The organism is Stenotrophomonas maltophilia (assembly GCF_003970865.1).
In the GTDB taxonomy this organism is placed as follows: Bacteria; Pseudomonadota; Gammaproteobacteria; order Xanthomonadales; family Xanthomonadaceae; genus Stenotrophomonas; species Stenotrophomonas maltophilia_AR.
In genome coordinates this window covers 33568-53083 of the sequence record NZ_RXLZ01000022.1, presented here as the reverse complement: position 1 = coordinate 53083, position 19516 = coordinate 33568, and the positions used below count along the sequence as shown (strand labels likewise).

General features: G+C 67.4%; 15 protein-coding genes and 2 riboswitches. Of the genes, 6 read left to right on the top strand and 9 right to left on the bottom strand.

What is annotated here, in order from left to right; all coding sequences use genetic code 11:
* Positions 1-9: 9 nt before the first annotated feature.
* The 3 genes from EKL94_RS09420 to EKL94_RS09410 all read right to left on the bottom strand — a co-directional run bounded on the left by EKL94_RS09420 (position 10) and on the right by EKL94_RS09410 (position 3198).
* A complete protein-coding gene (locus tag EKL94_RS09420) occupies positions 10-1374 on the bottom strand; it encodes an MATE family efflux transporter (protein ID WP_099554534.1) in 1365 nt (454 codons plus the stop codon).
* Positions 1375-1610: 236 nt separating this feature from the next.
* Positions 1611-2201: a DUF3106 domain-containing protein gene (locus EKL94_RS09415; protein ID WP_126928884.1), complete on the bottom strand. Its 591-nt coding sequence runs from the start codon at positions 2199-2201 to the stop codon at positions 1611-1613.
* Entirely contained in the window at positions 2194-3198 is a 1005-nt protein-coding gene (locus tag EKL94_RS09410; protein ID WP_126928883.1) for a hypothetical protein, read from the bottom strand. Before EKL94_RS09410 ends, EKL94_RS09415 begins: the two co-directional genes overlap by 8 nt.
* A gap of 413 nt (positions 3199-3611) precedes the next feature.
* Between EKL94_RS09410 and EKL94_RS09405 the strand changes: the two genes are divergently transcribed.
* Complete coding sequence (locus tag EKL94_RS09405; protein ID WP_126928882.1) at positions 3612-5789, top strand: primosomal protein N'; 2178 nt, start codon at positions 3612-3614, stop codon at positions 5787-5789.
* A 93-nt stretch (positions 5790-5882) separates the two neighbouring features.
* Here the strand turns inward: EKL94_RS09405 and EKL94_RS09400 are convergent, their stop codons facing one another.
* Positions 5883-6503 carry a glutathione S-transferase family protein gene (locus EKL94_RS09400; protein WP_059035562.1) on the bottom strand — a complete coding sequence of 207 codons (621 nt, stop codon included), beginning with the start codon at positions 6501-6503 and terminating at the stop codon, positions 5883-5885.
* Between the two features lie 144 nt (positions 6504-6647).
* Positions 6648-7427 carry an NYN domain-containing protein gene (locus tag EKL94_RS09395; protein ID WP_059035564.1) on the bottom strand — a complete coding sequence of 260 codons (780 nt, stop codon included), beginning with the start codon at positions 7425-7427 and terminating at the stop codon, positions 6648-6650.
* Positions 7428-7550: 123 nt separating this feature from the next.
* Between EKL94_RS09395 and EKL94_RS09390 the strand changes: the two genes are divergently transcribed.
* Positions 7551-8831, top strand: a complete 1281-nt coding sequence (locus EKL94_RS09390) for an NAD(P)/FAD-dependent oxidoreductase (protein ID WP_126928881.1) — start codon at positions 7551-7553, stop codon at positions 8829-8831.
* A 179-nt stretch (positions 8832-9010) separates the two neighbouring features.
* Here EKL94_RS09390 and imm9 read toward each other — a convergent pair whose 3' ends face one another.
* The 4 genes from imm9 to EKL94_RS09370 form a co-directional block, all read right to left on the bottom strand.
* Positions 9011-9487 carry an Imm9 family immunity protein gene (gene imm9 / locus EKL94_RS09385; RefSeq protein WP_126928880.1) on the bottom strand — a complete coding sequence of 159 codons (477 nt, stop codon included), beginning with the start codon at positions 9485-9487 and terminating at the stop codon, positions 9011-9013.
* Between the two features lie 251 nt (positions 9488-9738).
* Positions 9739-10194, bottom strand: a complete 456-nt coding sequence (locus EKL94_RS09380; RefSeq protein ID WP_126928879.1) for a hypothetical protein — start codon at positions 10192-10194, stop codon at positions 9739-9741.
* Between the two features lie 3 nt (positions 10195-10197).
* Positions 10198-10629 carry a nuclear transport factor 2 family protein gene (locus EKL94_RS09375; RefSeq protein WP_126928878.1) on the bottom strand — a complete coding sequence of 144 codons (432 nt, stop codon included), beginning with the start codon at positions 10627-10629 and terminating at the stop codon, positions 10198-10200.
* A 73-nt stretch (positions 10630-10702) separates the two neighbouring features.
* Positions 10703-10978, bottom strand: a complete 276-nt coding sequence (locus EKL94_RS09370; RefSeq protein WP_049443272.1) for a GIY-YIG nuclease family protein — start codon at positions 10976-10978, stop codon at positions 10703-10705.
* A gap of 40 nt (positions 10979-11018) precedes the next feature.
* Positions 11019-11108, top strand: a riboswitch (glycine riboswitch).
* A gap of 13 nt (positions 11109-11121) precedes the next feature.
* A riboswitch (glycine riboswitch) is annotated at positions 11122-11225 on the top strand.
* An 84-nt stretch (positions 11226-11309) separates the two neighbouring features.
* On the opposite strand from EKL94_RS09370, the gene EKL94_RS09365 reads away from it, so the two are divergent.
* The 4 genes from EKL94_RS09365 (at position 11310) to EKL94_RS09350 (ending at position 19508) form a co-directional block, all read left to right on the top strand.
* Positions 11310-11927 carry a trimeric intracellular cation channel family protein gene (locus EKL94_RS09365; RefSeq protein ID WP_005411215.1) on the top strand — a complete coding sequence of 206 codons (618 nt, stop codon included), beginning with the start codon at positions 11310-11312 and terminating at the stop codon, positions 11925-11927.
* A gap of 284 nt (positions 11928-12211) precedes the next feature.
* Positions 12212-13378, top strand: a complete 1167-nt coding sequence (locus EKL94_RS09360; protein ID WP_126928877.1) for an MdtA/MuxA family multidrug efflux RND transporter periplasmic adaptor subunit — start codon at positions 12212-12214, stop codon at positions 13376-13378.
* Positions 13375-16452 carry a multidrug efflux RND transporter permease subunit gene (locus tag EKL94_RS09355; RefSeq protein WP_126928876.1) on the top strand — a complete coding sequence of 1026 codons (3078 nt, stop codon included), beginning with the start codon at positions 13375-13377 and terminating at the stop codon, positions 16450-16452. Before EKL94_RS09360 ends, EKL94_RS09355 begins: the two co-directional genes overlap by 4 nt.
* On the top strand, positions 16449-19508 hold the full coding sequence (locus EKL94_RS09350) for an efflux RND transporter permease subunit (RefSeq protein ID WP_126928875.1): 3060 nt from the start codon (positions 16449-16451) through the stop codon (positions 19506-19508). The genes EKL94_RS09355 and EKL94_RS09350 overlap by 4 nt, the downstream gene beginning before the upstream one ends.
* Positions 19509-19516 lie beyond the last annotated feature (8 nt).

Genomic DNA, 19516 nt, shown 5'->3' with positions numbered 1-19516 from the left:
CGGGGCGGATCAGGACAGTACGGACTGGCCGATGCGCAGGCTGCTGCGGCGCAGGCGCCAGCCCATCAGGATGGCGGCGGCGGTCAGGCCGACGATCAGGCCGATCCACATGCCCTGCGGGCCCATGCCCAGGCCCAGGCCGAGCCCGGCGCCGAGCGGCATGCCCAGGCCCCAGTACGCGAACATGGCGATGAACATCGGCACGCGGGTGTCCTTCAGACCGCGCAGTGCGCCGGCCGACAGTACCTGGATGCCATCCGGGAACTGGAAGGTGGCCGCGTACAGCAGCAGGGTGGAGGCCAGGCCGGCCACCGCCAGGTCGTTGGTGTAGACACCGACGATGGCATCGTGGCCGAACAGCAGTACCGCCGCCGACAATGTCTGCGTACCCATGATGATCGCGTAGCCGGCCCAGGCCGCACGCCGTACACCGAAGCCATCGCCACGGCCGACCGCATGGCCGACGCGCACGGTGGTGGCCTCGGCCACGCCCATCGGAATCATGAAGCACAGCTGGGCGACGTTGATCGCGATCTGGTGCGCGGCCGCTTCATTGGCACCGAGGCGGCCGATCAGCAGCGCGGTGACGATGAACAGGCCGCCCTCCATCAGCACGGTGATGCCGATCGGCAGGCCGGTGCGCAGCAGATCCCAGATCGCCGACCAGCGCGGTCCTTCGAAGTGCGAGAACAGCTGCAGGTGGGCGAAGCGCTTGGTGAACCACAGGTAGGTGGCGAAGGCGATCGCCTGCAGCCACATCATCACCGCCGAGGCGATGCCCAGGCCCTCGGCACCCATTTCCGGGAAGCCCAGCTTGCCGTTGGCCAGCACGTAGCCCATCGGCGCCAGCACCAGCAGGCCACCGAAGCCGAGCAGCATGGTCGGCAGCGTCCAGTGCATGCCCTCGCTCAGATAGCGCATGCAGAAGTACAGGGTCAGCGCCGGGCCGCCCCAGCGCACCGCATGCAGGAACGCGGTCGCCCCCGGCACGATGTCCGGCGCGATGCCGAAGGCCGGCAGCAACGGCGGCACCACGGTGAGGAAGGTGAACATGATCAGGCCCAAGCCCAACGCCAGCCACAGTGCCTGGCGGAACAGCGGGCCGATCTCGCGCTCGCGGCCGGCGCCATGCAGCTGCGACACCGAGGCAGTGAGCGAGATCAGGGTGCCGATCGGGATCAGCATCGGCAGCCACAACAGCGCCGTGCCGATGGTCACCGCGGCCAGGGTCGCGGTGGCGTGGTGGCCGGCAATGACGTTGTCGACGAAGGAGATCAGACCGGTGGATACATGCCCGAGCACAAGCGGCAGGGCGAGCAGACCGGTGGCGCCGACTTCCTTGCTGAAGCGCGGCGTGGAGGTTGCAGTAGACATAAGGTGCTTGACGCGAACTGCGGTTGCGCGCGAAGGGCACAGGCACCGGGTTGCGGGCCGCCATCTTACGCGTGCAGCGCGCGCATTCCCATGGCATGGCGTGAATGCTGGGTTCCGGCAGGCCCCGCCATCACGCGTTGCGATCGCGTTACGAACAGAAAAAGGGGACGGAGGGGATTAAGTCGTTTCAAGCCCGGCTGTGCCGAATACGACTTAATCCCCTCCGTCCCCTTTGTTTACTGACCCGCCTGGCGCTTGAGCCAGGTGTCGCGCTCGGCGGGCGGTACCGCGAGGAACGCGCCGCGTACCTTGTCGCGCTCCTGCGGCGGCGTGCGCTGCGCGACCAGGGTGAGCTGGGCCAGCTGCGCCGGGCTGAGCTGGCGCAGCACGGCCAGCGCGGCCTCGCGCTGTTCCGGCGGCACAAACCCGAACAGGCCGTGCAGCTTGGGGAACTCCAGGCCCAGCTGCGGGCCCAGCCGCCAGCCTTCGCGGAACGCCTGGTCCTGCGCCTGGAACTGCTGGCGCAGGCGCTGCTGCTGGTCGGCCGGCAGCGCATTGAATCGCGCAGCGGCCTGACGGATCCGCTCGCGCTCGCCCTCCGGCAGGGCGCGCCAGGCCTCGTAGTCGGCGCGACGCTGGCGCTGCTGCTGGGCATCGAGTTGGGTGAACGCAGCGGGCGTCGTGCTTGTGGTGACCGGGGCCGGAGCCGGAGCCGCCGGTGAACTGCCCGGCACTGGCGGCGGCAGCGGCACGCTCAAGGTCTGCGGCGCGGCGGACAGCGACAACGGCAGGGCCAGCAGCAGGCTGGCGAACAGGGTCTTATTCATCGGCAGCAGCGGTTTCCAGCGTGGCGCTGGCCGGCTCGGGCCGGCTCGGCTTGGATTGCGATTCGTCCACCGGCAGTGGGCCACCGGCCGCCGTCCACGCATACAGATCGGCATCGGCCACCAGCGGATAGTCGCGGTCGGCCAGCATGGTGGCGTCGTCCGCCGCCTGCGCAGGGGACGCGTCCGGCGTGGCATTGACCTTGCTCGGCGGCAGTGCTTCCACCGTGACGGGGCCCGCCTCACCGACCACGCCTTCCGGCAATGGAGCGTCGCTGCCGAACGAATGTCCCTGCCAGTAGCGCCAGCCCAGCGCGGCGGCCAGCAGTACCGCCACGGTCACCAGCAGGATCAACGGACCGCGCCAGCGCGGCTTGGCATTGGCGCGGCGGCGCTTGCCAGTGGCTGCGGCCCGCTCGTCGCGCTGCGGGGTGCGCCAGCTGGAGGTCGGGACTTCGCTGCTGGTCGTCGGTGCCGTCGGCTGTTGCAGCTGCTGCAGGCGTTTGGCGGGCAGGTCGCGGATGCGCAGCTGCACCTGTTCGGCCAGCTGGCGCCAGGCCGAGGCATCGGGCTGGCCGTGCGCGTCACGCGGGCAGGCATCGGCCAGCAGGTGCTGGTAGCCGGCTTCGTCCTGGTCGAGCACGCGCGTGGCGATACCTTCATCCAGGCTGCCGCCTACCCGCAGCAACAGTGCCAGGCGCGGCAACGGCCCCATCTCGCCCAACGCGGCCAGCGGCGGTTCCCACTGGCCGCCCACCGGCTCGCGCAGCGCCTGGCGCTGGCCCAGCAGGGTCCAGAAGCGGGTCGGCCACTGCGCCATCGGCAGGTCACTGGCGACCGCCGCAAACGCGCGCATCACCGCCACCAGGGTCTGCTCGGCACGGGCAGCATCGCCGCACTGCAGTTCAGCCACCACCAGGGCGCGGCGTTCAACGCCTCGCAGGAACGCCGACAGCGCGCCGGCCGCGGTCGAGGAAACAGGGGCGGGCACAGCCGTCATCGGTCACTCCAAAGGTCTGCCCGCATGATAGCGGCAGGCCATCGGCGCCCGGCAGGACTTGCGCCCGCAGGCACTTCGTGCTGCAGGTTGTGCACAGCACCACGCTGCCTGCGCTGGAAACTGTGGCATCCAGCTGAATTCACTCTGTTTCAGCATTGTTTCACACTTAAATCATTGATTTTGATGACTTTTAAAGTATGGCGATTTTTTGACCAACCCGAGCGTGAGGCCGTCGCCATCGGCCTCCTGCGCGCCCGCCGACCGGTAACGCACAGCGTTATCCACAGAACATGTGGATAAGACTGAATCTCCAATGGACACCGATATTTAGGTGACATTTATGATTCAACGGGCGCCGCTCCACCGCCTCCCACCCCGCCATTCGCGCGCGCATGGCCCGGTACACTGGCCCGATGCTTTCACCGATTCCGACCCTGCAGGTCGCCCTGCCCGTCCCCCTGCCCCGCCTGTTCGACTACCTGTCGCCGGAGGGCGATGGCCCCACGGTTGCGGTCGGTTGCCGCCTGAAGGTGCCGTTCGGTAACCGCGAGCTGGTCGGCGTGGTGGTGGGGCACGGCCAGACCGACGACGGCCAGGGACTGCGCCAGGCATTGGCCTGGTGCGACCCGCAGCCGCTGCTGCAGGGTGAGCTGTGGCAGAGCCTGCAGTGGCTGGCGCGCTACACCCATGCCCCTCTCGGCGAGGTGCTGAGCACCGCCCTGCCCGGCCCGCTGCGCCATGGCGAGACCCTGCCCGACACCCATCACTGGGGCTGGCAGCTGACACCCGAAGGCCATGCCCAGCGCGGGACGCTGCGCGCCGGCAGCCGCCCGCGGCAGTTGGCCGAACTGCTGGCCGAGGCCGTGGTGGATGAGGATGTACTGGGCGAACGCATGCAGGACTGGCGCGCCGCAGCACGCAGTCTGGCCAAGCGTGATCTGGCCGAGCGCGTGGCGCTGACGGTGGCACCGCAACATGCGCAGCCACTGCCCGGTCCAACGCTCAACCCGGACCAGGCCGAGGCGGTGGCCGCGATCAACGCCGCCGAAGGCTTCCAGCCCTTCCTGCTGGATGGCGTGACCGGCAGCGGCAAGACCGAGGTCTATCTGCAGGCGATCATCCATTGCCTGGCGCAGGGGAAGCAGGCGCTGGTGCTGGTGCCGGAAATCGGCCTGACCCCGCAGACCCTGGCACGCTTCCGCGGCCGCCTCGGCATCGCTGTGCACGCGCTGCACTCCGGGTTGAACGACAACGAGCGCGCGCGCGTCTGGGCGGCGGCTTCACGTGGCGAGGCACGGGTCATCGTCGGCACCCGCTCGGCGGTGTTCACGCCATTGCCGCAGGCCGGCCTGCTGATCATCGACGAGGAACACGACGGCAGCTACAAGCAGCAGGATGGCATCCGGTACCATGCGCGCGATTTCGCTCTGGTGCGTGCCAAGGCGCTCGGTATTCCGGTGCTGCTCGGCAGTGCCACCCCTTCGCTGGAAACGCTGCACAACGCCTACGCCGGGCGCTACACGCACCTGCGCCTGAAGCAGCGCGCAGGCGATGCACGACCGCCGCGCGTGCGCATCCTCGATGTACGCAAGCGGCCGCTGCACGATGGCCTCTCGGCCGATGTGCTGGCCGGCATCGGCGAACACCTGCAGCGTGGCCAGCAGGTGCTGGTGTTCAAGAACCGCCGTGGCTACGCGCCGGTGCTGCTGTGCCACGACTGCGGCTGGACCGCGCCGTGCCAGCGCTGCGATGCGCCGATGACCGTGCACGGCGGCGGCCGTCGCCTGCAGTGCCATCACTGCGGCGCGCGGCAACCGGCGCCGCTGGCATGCCCGGCCTGCGGCAGCCTGGCGCTGCAACCCCAGGGCATCGGTACCGAACGCCTGGAAGAGCATCTCACCGCAGCCTTCGCCGACTTCCCGGTGGTGCGCATCGACCGCGGCACCACCTCACGACGCGACGCGCTGGAACAGCAACTGGCGAAACTGGGCGACCAGCCCGGCATCCTGGTCGGCACGCAGATCCTGGCCAAGGGCCACGACCTGCCGAAGCTGACCCTGGTGGTGGTGGTCGGCATTGACGAGGGCCTGTTCTCGGCTGACTTCCGTGCCAGCGAGAAACTGGCGCAGCAGTTGATCCAGGTTGCCGGCCGTGCGGGACGCGCGCGTGATCCTGGCGAAGTCTGGCTGCAGACCCATCATCCCGGGCACCCGTTGCTGGAAACCCTGGTGAGCGGCGGCTACCATCCGTTCGCGCAGGCCGAGTTGAACCAGCGCCAGGCCGCCGGATTCCCGCCGTTCGCGCATCTGGCGCTGATGCGCGCCGAAGCGCAGCAGGTGGAGCATGCCAATGCGTTCCTGCTGGCGGCGCGGCAACTGCTGGGCGAACAGAATGTGGTTGAAGCCTATGGGCCCATGCCGGCGCCGATGCCACGGCGTGCCGGCTACCAGCGCACCCAGCTGCTGCTGTCTGCGCTGCAGCGGCCGCCGCTGCATGGGGTGCTTTCGCAGCTGGTTCCGCAGCTGTATGCGCTGCCGGAAGCACGCAAAGTGCGCTGGTCGCTGGATGTGGATCCGACGGACCTGTATTGATCCGGCAGGTGCTGCCGAGCATGGCTCGGCACTACTGTAGAGCCGAGCCATGCTCGGCTGCTTCTCTTTCCGGGGAAAGAGACCCGGCCCCGCTTACGTCAGCGGCGACATCACGCCGCGCTGGTAGGCCGGGCGTTCGCGCAGGCGCGCGTACCAGTCGGCCAGGTGCGGCAGTTCCGGGCGCTGGATCGGCAGTTCGAACCAGGCATAGACCAGCGAGCCCAGCGGGATGTCACCCATCGCGAATTTCTCGCCGGACAGCCACGGCTGTCTGGCCAGCGTGGCATCGGCCATCGCCAGGTAGTCGCCGGCGCGTACGATGGCGGCATTGATCCGCGCTTCGTCGCGGTCGGCCGGGGCGGTGCGCATGATGCCCCAGATCAGGTCGGTGTACAGCGGCGCCATCCGCGAGGTGCTCCAGTCCATCCACTTCTCGGCCTGGGCGCGTTCCATCGGGTCTTCGGCGTACAGCGTGCCCAGCGCGTAGCGTGCGCTCAGGTAACGCACGATGGCATTCGACTCCCACAGCGGCAGGCCGTGGTCTTCGATCACCGGCACCAGGCTGTTGGGATTCATCGCCAGGTACTCCGGCGTCTGCGTGCCGCCATGGCTGCCACCGACCTCGATGGATTCGTACGGCAGGCCGATTTCCTCGGCGCACCACAGCACCTTGCGGACGTTACTGGAATTGCGGCGGCCCCAGATCTTCAACATGCGGGTTTTTCCTTGCTGGCAATGCGAGCGGCAACGATACGCCTGATCGGGTGGGGTGTGGGCGTGCCGGATGCGGGATCTGGCATCTGGGGATTGCCGGCCAGCGGCCGGCACTACCGGTTCCTTTCTGGCCAGCGGCCGGCATTACCGGTTCTTTTTCGGCAGCGCGCGCACGTAGGACGATTTGCCGTCCTTCTTCAGCTCGAACAGCCCGATCGCTGCCAGCAGATCGCTGAGCTTGCCGTAGCCGTAGTTGCGCGGATCGAACGAAGCCTGGTTGCCGATCTGGCTACCCACCGGCCCAAGGTGCGACCAGCCATCCTCGCCCTCGGCCGAGGACACCGCGCGGCGCAGCATCTTCACCAGCCGGGTGTCACTGCGCATTTCCGCACCGCTCTTGCGTGGCCGGGCATCGTCGTTGGCAACGGGCTCGTTCGATGCCTGTTCGCTGGAAGCCTGTTCGATATCCGGCACGCTGGCATGGGTCTGGCCCAGCGCTTCCAGGTAGGTGAACTTCGAGCACGCGTTGACGAACGGCTCCGGGGTTTTCTTCTCGCCGAAGCCATACACCTTCACGCCGTCGGTCAGCAGGCGCATCACCATCGGGGTGAAATCGGCATCGCTGGAGACGATGGCGAAGCCATCAAGGTTGCGCGCGTACAGCAGGTCCATGGCATCGATCACCATCGCCATGTCCGAGGCATTCTTGCCCTTGCTGTAGGCAAACTGCTGGATCGGGCGGATCGCATACTCGTGCAGTACCGCCTCCCAGCCCTTCAACCGCGGACTCTTCCAGTTGCCATAGGCGCGGCGCACGTTCGCCACACCGTAGCGGGCGACTTCGGCCAGGACCTCGTCGATCTTCGAGGCCGGCGCATTGTCGGCGTCGATCAACAGGGCGATGCGCTTTTCCGGTTCGCTCATGGGCTCCTCACGGGCCGTTGCCTGAACCCGAGTATCGCCGATCCACGCGGGCGCTGACGTGACAGGGGGCCATCGTGCGAAGATGCCAGGCGCTTCCCCCAATGCCCCCACTGGAGTGAGTCGATGAGTCGCGAGCGCGTTCCCCACCTGGTTGTTGTCGGCGGCGGTTTTGCCGGTCTCTGGGCCACCCGTGCCCTGGCCCGCGAGCGCATACGCATCACCCTGGTCGACCGCCGCAATCATCACCTGTTCCAGCCGCTGCTGTACCAAGTGGCCACCGCCGGCCTGTCCGCCCCGGATATCGCCGCACCGCTGCGCCACATCCTCGGCCACCAGCGCAATGTGGAAGTCCGCCTCGGCGAAGTGGTGACCATCGACAAGCAGGCCCGGCAGATCCGCATGGCCGATGGCAGCACACTGGACTACGACAGCCTGCTGCTGGCCACCGGCGCCACCCACGCCTACTTCGGCAACGACCAGTGGGCCGATGATGCGCCCGGCCTGAAGACGCTGGACGATGCGATCGCGCTGCGCCGCAAGCTGCTGCTGGCGTTCGAGCGCGCCGAGGCGGAACCGGACCCGGCGAAGAAGGCCGCGTGGCTGAGCTTCGCCGTGGTTGGCGGTGGACCTACCGGCGTCGAACTGGCCGGCACGCTGGCCGAGATCGCGCGCCACACCCTGCGCAATGAGTTCCGCCACATTGATCCAGCCAGCGCCAAGGTACGGCTGGTCGAGGCTGGTCCGCGCGTACTGTCCTCGTTCCCGGAAGTGCTTTCGCTGAAGGCGCGCCGGCAGCTGGAAAAACTGGGCGTGGAGGTACTGACCGGCACCCCGGTGAGCGACATCGACAGCCAGGGCTTCAAGCTCGGCGATCAGTTCGTACCGGCACGCACCGTGGTCTGGGCCGCCGGCGTGGCGGCTTCACCGCTGGCGCGCACGCTGGACGTGCCGTTGGACCGCGCCGGACGCGTGCAGGTGCAACCGGACCTGACCCTGCCTGGCCACCCGGAACTGTTCGTGGCCGGCGATCTGGCCGCGCTGAACCAGGCCAACGGCAAGCCTGTGCCCGGCGTGGCGCCTGCCGCCAAGCAAATGGGCAAGTACGTGGCCGAGGTGATCCGTGCGCGCCTGCACGGCAAGCCCGAGCCCGGTCCGTTCAAGTACGCCGACTTCGGCAACCTGGCCACCATCGGCCGCATGGCCGCGATCGTGCACCTGGGCCGGCTGCAGCTGTCCGGCGTGCTGGCCTGGTGGTTCTGGCTGGCCGCGCACGTGTTCTTCCTGATCGGCTTCCGCAACCGCATCGTGGTGCTGCTGAACTGGGCCGTGGCGTACTGGAGCTACCAGCGCAGCGCGCGCATCATTTTTGGTGATGACCAGGAAGACCGCCGGCCGAGGCGCTAGGACCGCACGCAACGGGGTCGGATCCCTTTCCGCAGGAAAGGGCTCTGACCCCTTGCAGTAGATCCACGCCATGCGTGGATGAGCACCCGCACATCCCCCCATCTTCATCCATGCGTCAGCCCCCTGAATTTTTGAGAAGCCGCAGTCAGGAATGGTTGCTGTGCTTCCCGCCGCTCTCGTCAAGCAACGTATCGAATCACTTTTCCGTTGCACTTGAAGCCCAATTCAAATGCCATGTCGATGGCACGCTCCGCGCTACCCACGAAGTACTCCTGCAGCCCTGCGTAGTCTGCAAACTGCGGATTGATGACGTGGGACTTCGCTTCATTCACGGGATGGAAGAAGCCTAGTCCATACATGGCATGGTCGGGCAGGCCGTACCCCACGACCTCGATGCTGGGAACCGGAATCGAAACACTGACCAAGAACTCCATCTCGGAGGGGTATCGCCTCGTGCGTTTGAAGACTCCAATGGAATCGGTGTTCCGGATGACGACGTACATCAGCAATCGCCAACCTCCCAGATCCGCAACGTTCACCTGATCGATCTTCCTCTGCAGGTAGCAGTCCAACATACGGTTGATTTCAAAGATATCGAGCGTTCTGCTGACACCAGGAGATTCGCTCGACACAATGCATCTGATCTGCTTTTCCATGAATGTGCTGTCTGTCTGATGGCATCAGCCTTCCGTAATGCAACTTCCGTAGCAACTATTCCACCCACTGTGCCTGGCCACAGACCGGGATGAAATGAAGCCGGGCGTCTGGGATAAGGTGATTCTTCGCAGTCGCGACTTCCAGACAAGTTGCTCAGCGGGAAACGAGAGGTTTCGTGCTACGAATTTACTTTAGTGCCGTATACGACACGGCGTAGCGGAGAGTAGGACCATTCACACACAGCGTGGCTCTACTTCCTCATCGGGCCACCGGGGACCTGCCGTTTCGACCATGCCCGGCAGAAGTCCTCCTTCCTCGCGGTATCGGCAATCTGCGCGGTACTCCAATGCCGGGTGATCCAGATCGTCAGTGCGGTACTGCTGAGATGCCAGCGCAGCATGGCGCGCTGCGGTTGCCGCCACAGGTGGCGTCGAGCAATCCAGAAGGCCTCCCGCTCAACTTCAGGCACCTTCTTCTTCATTCCGTCCTTGTCGAAGAACTGGGCGGTGAAGTGCCAGGGATTCATCGGCTGGTATCCCGCCCGTGGTTCACCGCTGCATGCGGCCACACCACTGGGCGTGCGGTCGGCCGGCTTCGGTCGACCGTCCACCAATGCCAGCCCGAGCAGATACAGCAGGCCTGGCAGCAGCGCGATACCGGCGACCAGTACGACGACGGAGATCCATGCTTTGCCGGCCGCACGCATCACTCACTGCGCCTTCGGCTTCGGGTACCACAACGCGTTGACGATGACCCAGCGCTGGTCGAAGCGGCCCATGTGGAAGTAGTCGACGAACCACGGCGTTTCCAATCGCACCGAGGCGGCGTTGCCGGTCACGTCCAGCACCGTGCAGCGGCGGTCCCATTGATCCTTCGGGGTTTTCAGCGCGCCCTGCTTCGTCAGCGCGACCAGTTCTTCCTTCGACATGCGGCGCAGGCCCAGCCGCTCGTCGGGCGTATCGCCGAGGACCGCGCGCTTGGCCAGGTCCGGATGCAGGGAGCGGGCGACGCGCTGTGGGTCGGCCTCCAGCTGGCCGTCGACGTAGTCGTGGCAGGTGGCTTCGATGGCCGCGAGCGTGGCCGGGTCGGCGGCAGGGCTCGTTGCTGCGGAGAGAGCGAACAGCAGGGCGATCGTGGACATCCGGGTCTCCAGCGCTGAGGGCGCGGGGCGATCATGGCATGGCTGGAAGCGCCCATCCACGCATGGCGTGGATCTACAGAAGCGTCTCGGCAGGTGCCTGCAGCCAGGCCAGCTTGCGTTCGCGCGGCTGCTGCTTGAGCTGCCACTCGGCCCGCGAGGCTGCGGCCCGGTCCGGGTATTCGCGCACGGCCAGCACACGCAGCGGTGGCCGCGCCCGGGTGTAGCGCGCGCCCTTGCCGGCCTGGTGGGCAGCGAAACGCGCCTCCACATCGGTGCTGATGCCGGCGTAATAGCTGCCATCGCGGCATTCGAGCAGGTACAGGAACCAGGGGCGGAGGGACGGGGCCATGCCCGGATTATGCCGTGCTGCACTGCAGCGGATATACTGGCGCCCGAATGCAGGAGAGAGGCGCCGCGCTGGCGCCCGCCGAAGGCGCAGGCTCCCATGATCGCTCAGGCCGGTGGGCTGGAATCCCACCAACCATGCATTCGACTCGCCGAGCTGGAGAGAGGTCACCGGGCACGCCCGGGACGATCCGCCGAAGGGGCACGCGGCCTACGCCGCTGAACTCTCAGGCAAAAGGACAGCGGGAGCGGCACCGGTCATCGTCATCCCGTCATTGCGCAGGCAGTGGCGGTAGTCGCGCATGGCCGGCCCCACCGCGCCCGGAGCCTGCCCCATGCTGCTGTCCATCATCTACCTGATTGCCATTTCCGCTGAAGCCATGACCGGCGCGCTGTCCGCCGGCCGCCGCCGCATGGACCTGTTCGGGGTGGTCATGATCGCCTGCGTCACCGCACTCGGCGGCGGTTCACTGCGCGACATCCTGCTCGGCCACTATCCGCTGGGCTGGGTGAAGCATCCCGAATACCTGGGCTTCACTGTGTGTGCGGCGCTGATCGCCACCTGGGTCGCACGCTGGATGCACCACTTCCGCCGCACCTTCCTGGTGCTCGATGGCCTGGGCCTGATCGCCTTCACCCTGATCGGCTGCTCGATCGCGCGCGAAGCCGGCCATGCGATGCCGATCGTGCTGATCGCCGGCATGCTGACCGGCGCGTTCGGCGGCGTGCTGCGCGACATCCTCTGCAACGAGGTGCCGCTGATCTTCCAGAAAGAGCTGTACGCGATCATCGCGCTGCTGACCGGCGCGGCCTACCTGTTGCTGCTGCATTGGGGCGTGGCCGACGCCACCGCGATCCTGTGCTGCCTCGGCGGCGGCTTCGCGCTGCGCCTGCTGGCGATCCACTACCGCTGGGAAATGCCGAAGTTCGTCTATCACGACGAAGTGCATTGATTGTTTGACGGTAGTGCCGGCCGCTGGCCGGCAACACGGCACATGCCCGCAGATTCCAGCAGGTTGCCAGCCAGCGGCCGGCACTACCGAATGCGTTGCATGACCATGGTCATGCGGCATTGGCCGGGGTGATTGGCTACCATTGTCACCCCGTCGCTGCCGCGACGGCATCCAGCCACGCCGCGCCCGCGGCCCCGCCAGACACTCCCTCCCCGCTGCCCGTGGTGCCGTGAGCGCGCCGACGGGCCCGCATGTCCCTGCGCGCGCAGGGCGCAGGATGCCCCATGTCTGTCGCCGAAAATTCCCGTTTCCGCCGTGCCCGCCCGTTGCAGGCGGTGCTGGCTATCGCCCTCGCCGCCCTTCTGGCGTGGTGGCTGTGGCCCCGGGACGACGCCGGCAGCAGCGACGATGCGCCGGGCAAGACGGTGCCGGTACGCGTGGCGCGCGCCAGCGCCGAGCCGCTGGTGCTGCGCCTGAAGGCGGTCGGTACGGTCACCCCCCTGCACAGCGTGGTGGTACGCAGCCGCGTGGATGGCGAACTGCTGCGCCTGCACTTCCAGGAAGGCCAACAGGTCAAAGCGGGTGACCTGCTGGCACAGATCGACCCACGCCCGTATGAGGTGAAGCTGGCACAGGCCCAGGGTACCCAGCAGCAGAACCTGGCCGAGCTGGAGAACGCCGAACGCCAGCTGCAGCGCTATCGCGAACTGCAGAAGCAGAACTACGTGTCCGGGCAGGAACTGAGCGACCAGCAGAGCAAGGTGCGCCAGCTGCAGGGTCGGCGGATCAGCGATCAGGCGTCTGTTGACGAAGCGCGCCTGCAGCTGCAGTACACCCGCATCACCGCACCGGTCAGTGGCCGCGTCGGGCTACGCCGGCTGGACGTGGGCAACCTGGTACGCGCCAGCGATGCCGAAGGCCTGGTGACGCTGGCGCAGACCGCGCCGATCAGCGTGCTGTTCACCGTGCCCGAACCCGAGCTGCCCGCGCTGCTCGATGCCGTGCAGGCGCAACCGGCGCTGGCAGTGGAAACCTGGGACCGCGAAGAACGCCGGCAGCTGGCCCGTGGCGCTCTGTCCAGCGTCGACAACCGCATCGATACCACCACCGGCACGCTGAAGCTGCGTGCGCACTTCGAAAACGACGACCTGGCCCTGTTCCCCAACCAGTTCGTCAACGTACGCCTGCAGCTGGGCGAGCAGCCCGCGCTGCTGATTCCAGATGCCGCCGTACAGTTCGGCAGCCAGGGCAACTACGTGCATGTCGTCGGCAAGGACAACAAGGCGCAGCGGCGCAACGTGGTGCTTGGGCCTGCCGATGACGGACGTGTGGCCGTGCGCTCGGGACTGGCCGCGGGCGATCAGGTGGTGATCGAAGGCATCGACGGACTGGAAGACGGCACCGCGGTGGAGATCATCACCGAGGAGGCCGTGACCACGGCCGGCGCATGAACCTCTCGCGCGCCTTCATCCTGCGTCCGGTCGCCACCACGCTGCTGATGGTGGCGCTGCTGCTGTCGGGCGTGCTGGCCTACCGCCTGCTGCCGGTGGCAGCGCTGCCACAGGTCGACTACCCGATCATCCAGATCACCACGCTGTACCCGGGCGCCAGCCCGGAGCTGACCACGCGCACCATCACCGCGCCGCTGGAGCGCCAACTCGGGCAGATTCCCGGGCTGAAGCAGTTGTCGTCGACCAGTTCCGGCGGTGCGTCGGTGATCACCCTGCAGTTCGGCCTGGAGGTGTCGCTGGGCGTGGCCGAACAGGACGTGCAGGCCGCAATCAATGCGGCGGGCAGCTTCCTGCCCGGCGACCTGCCGGTGCCACCGGTCTACCGCAAGGTCAATCCGGCCGATACGCCGATCCTGACCCTGGCGGTGACCTCACAAGGCCTGTCGCTGCCGCAGGTGCACGATCTGGTGGATACGCGCATTGCCCAGCGCCTGGCGCAGTTGCCCGGCGTCGGCCTGGTCAGCCTGGCCGGGGGCCAGCGCCCGGCGGTGCGCATCCAGGTCAATCCAGCGGCACTGGCCGCCAACGGCCTGGGCATGGACCACATCCGCACCGCCATCGCCGCCGCCAACGTCAACCTGCCCAAGGGCAGCTTCGACGGCCCGATACGCGCGGTGATGCTCGATGCCAACGACCAGATGCGCAGCGTGGATGAGTACCGTGCCCTGGTGCTGGCCTGGCGCGACGGCGCGCCGCTGCGGCTGGGCGACGTGGCCACCATCACCGATGGCGCCGAGAACCGCCAGCTGGCGGCGTGGAGCGGCACCACCCCGGCAGTGCTGGTGAACATCCAGCGCCAGCCCGGTGCAAACGTGATCGCCGTGGTCGAACAGGTGCGTACGCTGCTGCCGCAGCTGCAGGCCACGCTGCCGGCCGGTGTGCAGATGAACGTGCTGAGCGACCGCACCGAATCGATCCGCGCGTCGGTGCGCGGCGTGCAGAAGGAACTGGTGCTGGCCATCGGCCTGGTGGTGCTGGTCACCTGGGTGTTCCTGCGCAATCTGCCGGCCACGCTCATTCCCAGCGTCGCGGTGCCGCTGTCGCTCATCGGCACCTTCGCGGTGATGCTGCTGGCCGGCTATTCGCTCAACAACCTCACGCTGATGGCGCTGACCATCGCCACCGGCTTCGTGGTGGACGATGCCATCGTGATGCTGGAAAACATCGCCCGCCATCTGGAGGAAGGTGAAAGCCCACGCGATGCAGCGCTGAAAGGCGCCGCCGAGATCGGCTTCACCCTGGTGTCGCTGACCGTTTCGCTGATCGCGGTGCTGATCCCGCTGCTGTTCATGGCCGACCTGGTCGGCGCGCTGTTCCATGAGTTCGCGGTGACACTGGCGGTCGCCATCGGCATTTCGCTGCTGGTCTCGCTGACGCTGACGCCGATGCTGTGCGCGCGGTTCCTGAAGCCGCACGCGAAGACTGCACATGCGCCCGATGTCTTCGACCGCGTCATCGGCCTCTACGACCGACAACTGCGCTGGGTGCTGCAGCGCCAGCCGCTGATGCTGCTGGCCACCGTTGCCACGCTGGCACTCACCGTGGCGCTGTACTTCGCCGTACCCAAGGGCTTCTTCCCGGTGCAGGATGCCGGCCTGGTGCAGGGCATCAGCGAAGCCCCGCAGGCCATCTCGTTCCAGGCCATGCGCGAGCGCCAGCAGGCGCTGGCCGCCGCCATCGAAGCGGACCCGGCGGTGGCCAGCGTGTCCTCGTACATCGGCGTGGACGGCAACAATGCCACGCTCAATACCGGCCGCCTGCTGATCGAGTTGAAACCGCATGGCGACCGCGATGGCGCAACCGAGGTGATGGCGCGCCTGCAACAGCGCGTGTCGAAGATCCCCGGCATCACCCTGTACCTGCAGCCGGTGCAGGAGCTGGGCATCGAAGACCGCATCAGCCGCACCCAGTACCAGTTCACGCTGACCACGCCGGATCTTGAAACACTGGAGCGCTGGACCCCGAAGCTGCTGCAGGCGCTGCGCCAGCAACCGGCACTGCGCGATGTCGCCAGCGATCTGCAGATGCAGGGGCGGCAGGCACGGGTGAACATCGACCGTGACGCCGCAGCGCGCCTGGGCGTGAGCGTGGAAGCGGTGGCCGATGCGCTGTACGACGCTTACGGGCAACGCCAGATCTCCACCATTTTCACCCAGGCCAGCCAGTACCGGGTGGTGCTGGAGGCCGATCCTTCACGGCAGCCCGGGCCGGAGGCGATCACGGGCCTGCGTGTGCGCAGCAGCAGCGGGCAGACCGTGCCGCTGGGTGCGGTGGCACGCGTGGATCTGGGCCCGACCGCCCTGCTGCGCAACCATGTCGGCCAGTTCCCGGCGGCCACGCTGTCATTCAATCTGGCCCCGGGCGCATCGCTGGGCGAAGCGGTGGAGGCTGTGCACGCCGCACGCGCACACGTGGATCTGCCGCAGAGCATCGAGCTGCGCCTGCAGGGTGCCGCAGCGGCGTTCAGCAGTTCGCTGTCGTCCACACTGTGGCTGATCCTGGCTGCAGTGGTGGTGATGTACATCGTGCTGGGCGTGCTCTACGAGAGCTTCATCCATCCGGTCACCATCCTCTCCACCCTGCCTTCGGCAACGGTCGGCGCTCTGGCCGCGTTGTGGGTGAGCGGCCGCAGCCTGGACCTGATCGCAGTGATCGGCATCGTGCTGCTGATCGGCCTGGTGAAGAAGAACGCGATCATGATGATCGACTTCGCGCTGGACGCGCAGCGCACACGCGGCATGACGCCACGCGAAGCGATCCACCAGGCGGCACTGCTGCGCTTCCGGCCGATCCTGATGACCACGCTGGCCGCACTCTTTGGCGCGGTGCCGCTGATGCTGGCCAGTGGTTCCGGTGCCGAACTGCGGCAACCGCTGGGCTGGGTGATGGTGGGCGGATTGCTGGTCAGCCAGGTACTGACCCTGTTCACCACGCCGGTGATCTACCTCGCCTTCGATCGCTTGCAGCGCGGCCGCGCGGCAGCAACCACCGTCGCTGAAGAGGCCAGCGCGTGACCCCTGTGGAGCGCCTGGCACAGGCCTGCGTGCAGCGCCCGGTGGCCACGATCCTGCTGGCCGTGGCGCTGGTGCTGTCTGGCCTGCTGGCATTGCGGTTGTTGCCGGTGGCGCCGTTGCCGCAGGTCGATTACCCCGCCATTGAAGTCAGTGCCAGCTTGCCCGGCGCCTCGCCCGAGTCGATGGCGGCCACCGTGGCCACGCCGCTGGAGCGTGCACTGGGCAGCCTGCCCGGCATCTCACGCATCGACTCGGCCAGCACCCAGGGCCAGACCCAGATCGAACTGAAGTTCGTGCTCGGCCGCGACATCGATGAAGCGGCGCGCGAAGTGCAGGCCGCCATCAACCTTGCACGCGGGCAGCTGCCCAGTGGCATGCCCGGCATGCCGCAGTACCGCAAGGTCAATCCCTCACAGGCACCGATCCTGGCGCTGGCGCTGACCTCGGACACCTTGCCGCCCGGCCAGCTGTATGACCTGGCCTCCACCGTGCTGGCGCAGAAGCTGTCGCAGGTACCGGGCGTGGGTGAAGTGCAGGTGGGCGGCAGTGCCTTGCCCGCCGTGCGCGTATCGCTGGACCCGAATGCACTGAACCATGCAGGCCTGGCGCTTGAGGACGTGGCCCGGGCCATCGCGCGTGCCAATGCGGTGCGCCCCCTGGGCGCGGTGGGGGACGCGCGCCAGCAGTGGCAGCTGGAAGCGCCGCTGCAGCTGCGCCAGGCCGCGCAGTACCGCGAACTGGCGTTGAAGGTCAGCGACGGCCGCACGCTGCGGCTGGGCGATGTCGCCGCCGTTGCCGATGGCGTGGAAGACCGTTACGCCAGCGGCTTCCACAATGAACGCCCCGCCGTGCTGCTGATCGTCAGCCGCCAACCCGGTGCCAACATCATCGCCACCGTTGATGCCATCCAGGCGCAGCTGCCGCAGCTGCATGCACTGTTGCCCTCCAGCGTGGACATGCGCCTGGTGATGGACCGCTCGCCGGTGATCCGCGCCACCCTGCACGAAGCGGAGCTCACGCTGGTGCTGGCGATCGTGCTGGTGGTGCTGGTGGTGCTCGGCTTCCTCGGCCACTGGCGTGCAGCGCTGGTGCCCAGCGTGGCGATTCCGGTGGTGCTGTTCGGCACGCTCGCGCTGGTGGCGTTGATGGGCTTCTCGCTCAACACGCTCTCGCTGATGGCCCTGATCGTGGCCGCCGTGCTGGTGGTGGACGATGCCATCGTGGTGCTGGAGAACATCGCCCGCCATCGCGAACTGGGCGCCGATCGCTGGCAGGCCGCCGTACGTGGCGCCTCGGAAGTGGGAGCAACGCTGCTGTCGATGAACCTGGCGCTGGCCGTGGTGTTCATCTCCATCCTGTTCCTGGACGACTTCGTCGAACGCCTGTTCCGCGAGTTCTCGCTGACCCTGGTGGCGGCGATGGCGGTATCGGTGCTGGTCGCCCTGAGCCTGGTTCCGATGCTGTGTGCGCGATTGTTCGTGGACGACGCACGGCAGCCCTCGGCGTGGCAGCGCGGCAGCAACGCACTGTTCGAGCGCCTGCGCGGGGCCTACCTGCGCACGCTGCAGGCCAGCCTGCGCCGGCTGCGCTGGCCGTTGCTGGCGTTCGTGGCCGTGATCGCCCTCAACGCCTGGCTGTTCCAGCAGGTACCCAAGGGCATCGTGCCCAAGCAGGACACCGCACAGCTGCGTGGCTTTGCCCGCGGCGACGACGGGCTCTCCTTCCAGGCCATGCAGCCGAAGATCGATGCCTACCGCGCGCTGCTGCTGTCCGACCCGGCCATCGAGGACATCATCGGCTACATCGGTGGCAGCAACGGGGTCAACAACGCCTTCATCATGATCAAGATGAAGCCGCTGGCCGAGCGCAAGGTGTCCAGCCAGCAGGTGATCGACCGCCTGCGCGCGCGGCTGCCCAAGCTGCCCGGCGGCAATCTCTATCTGTGGGTGGACCAGGACATCCGCCTGGAAGGCGCCGGCAGCAGCGGCAAGTACGAGTTCCAGCTGCTGTCGGCCGATACTGCGCCCCTGCGCGAATGGGCACCGAAGGTGGCTGCCGCGCTGCGTGGCCTGCCCGAACTGGTGGACGTGGAAGCGCAGGGTGATGCCGGCATGCGCCAGGTGGTGCTGGATATCGACCGCGAAGCGGCCGCGCGCCACGGCGTGGACCTGCGTACCGTCGCCAGCATGCTCAACAACTCCTTCAGCCAGCGCCAGGTAGCCACGCTGTACGACAGCCTCAACCAGTACCGCGTGGTGATGGAGCTGGACCCGAAGCACACCCAGGACCCCGGCACGCTGGCGCGGCTGCAGGTGATCGATGGCAACGGCCAGCGCATTCCGCTGTCGAGCATCGCCAGCTGGCGCTACGGCATGGCGCCGGACCGGGTGTATCACAGCGAACAGTTCGCCTCGATCTGGATCGAGTTCGCGCTGGCACCGGGCGTGGGGCTGGAACAGGCCACGCAGGCGATCGATGGTGCGATGTCGAAACTGATGCTGCCACGTTCGGTGCAGGGCAAGCTGTCCGGTGAGGCCGGCGGCCTGGATCAGCTGCGCGCGCGCCAGCTATGGCTGGTGTTGGGCGCCACGTTGGCGGTCTACCTGGTGCTGGGCATCCTCTACGAGAGCTTCCTGCAGCCGCTGGTGATCCTGTCCACCCTGCCCTCGGCCGGTGTCGGCGCGCTGCTGGCGTTGTGGCTGTTCGGCAACGAATTGAACCTGATCGCCCTGCTCGGCCTGTTCCTGCTGGTGGGCGTGGTGATGAAGAACACCATCCTGCTGGTGGACTTCGCGCTGGCCGGCGAGCGGCGCGGGCTGAGCGCGCAGGACTCTGTGATGGAAGCTGCGCGGTTGCGCCTGCGGCCGATCCTGATGACCTCGCTGGCGGCACTACTGGGCACGCTGCCGCTGATGCTGGCCAACGGCGAAGGCTGGGAACTCCGGCAACCGCTGGGTATCGCGATTGTGGGCGGGTTGCTGGTCAGCCAGTGGCTGACGCTGTACACGACCCCGGCGATGTATCTGGCGTTGGCGAGGTTGCGCGCAACACGGTGAACGCGGCT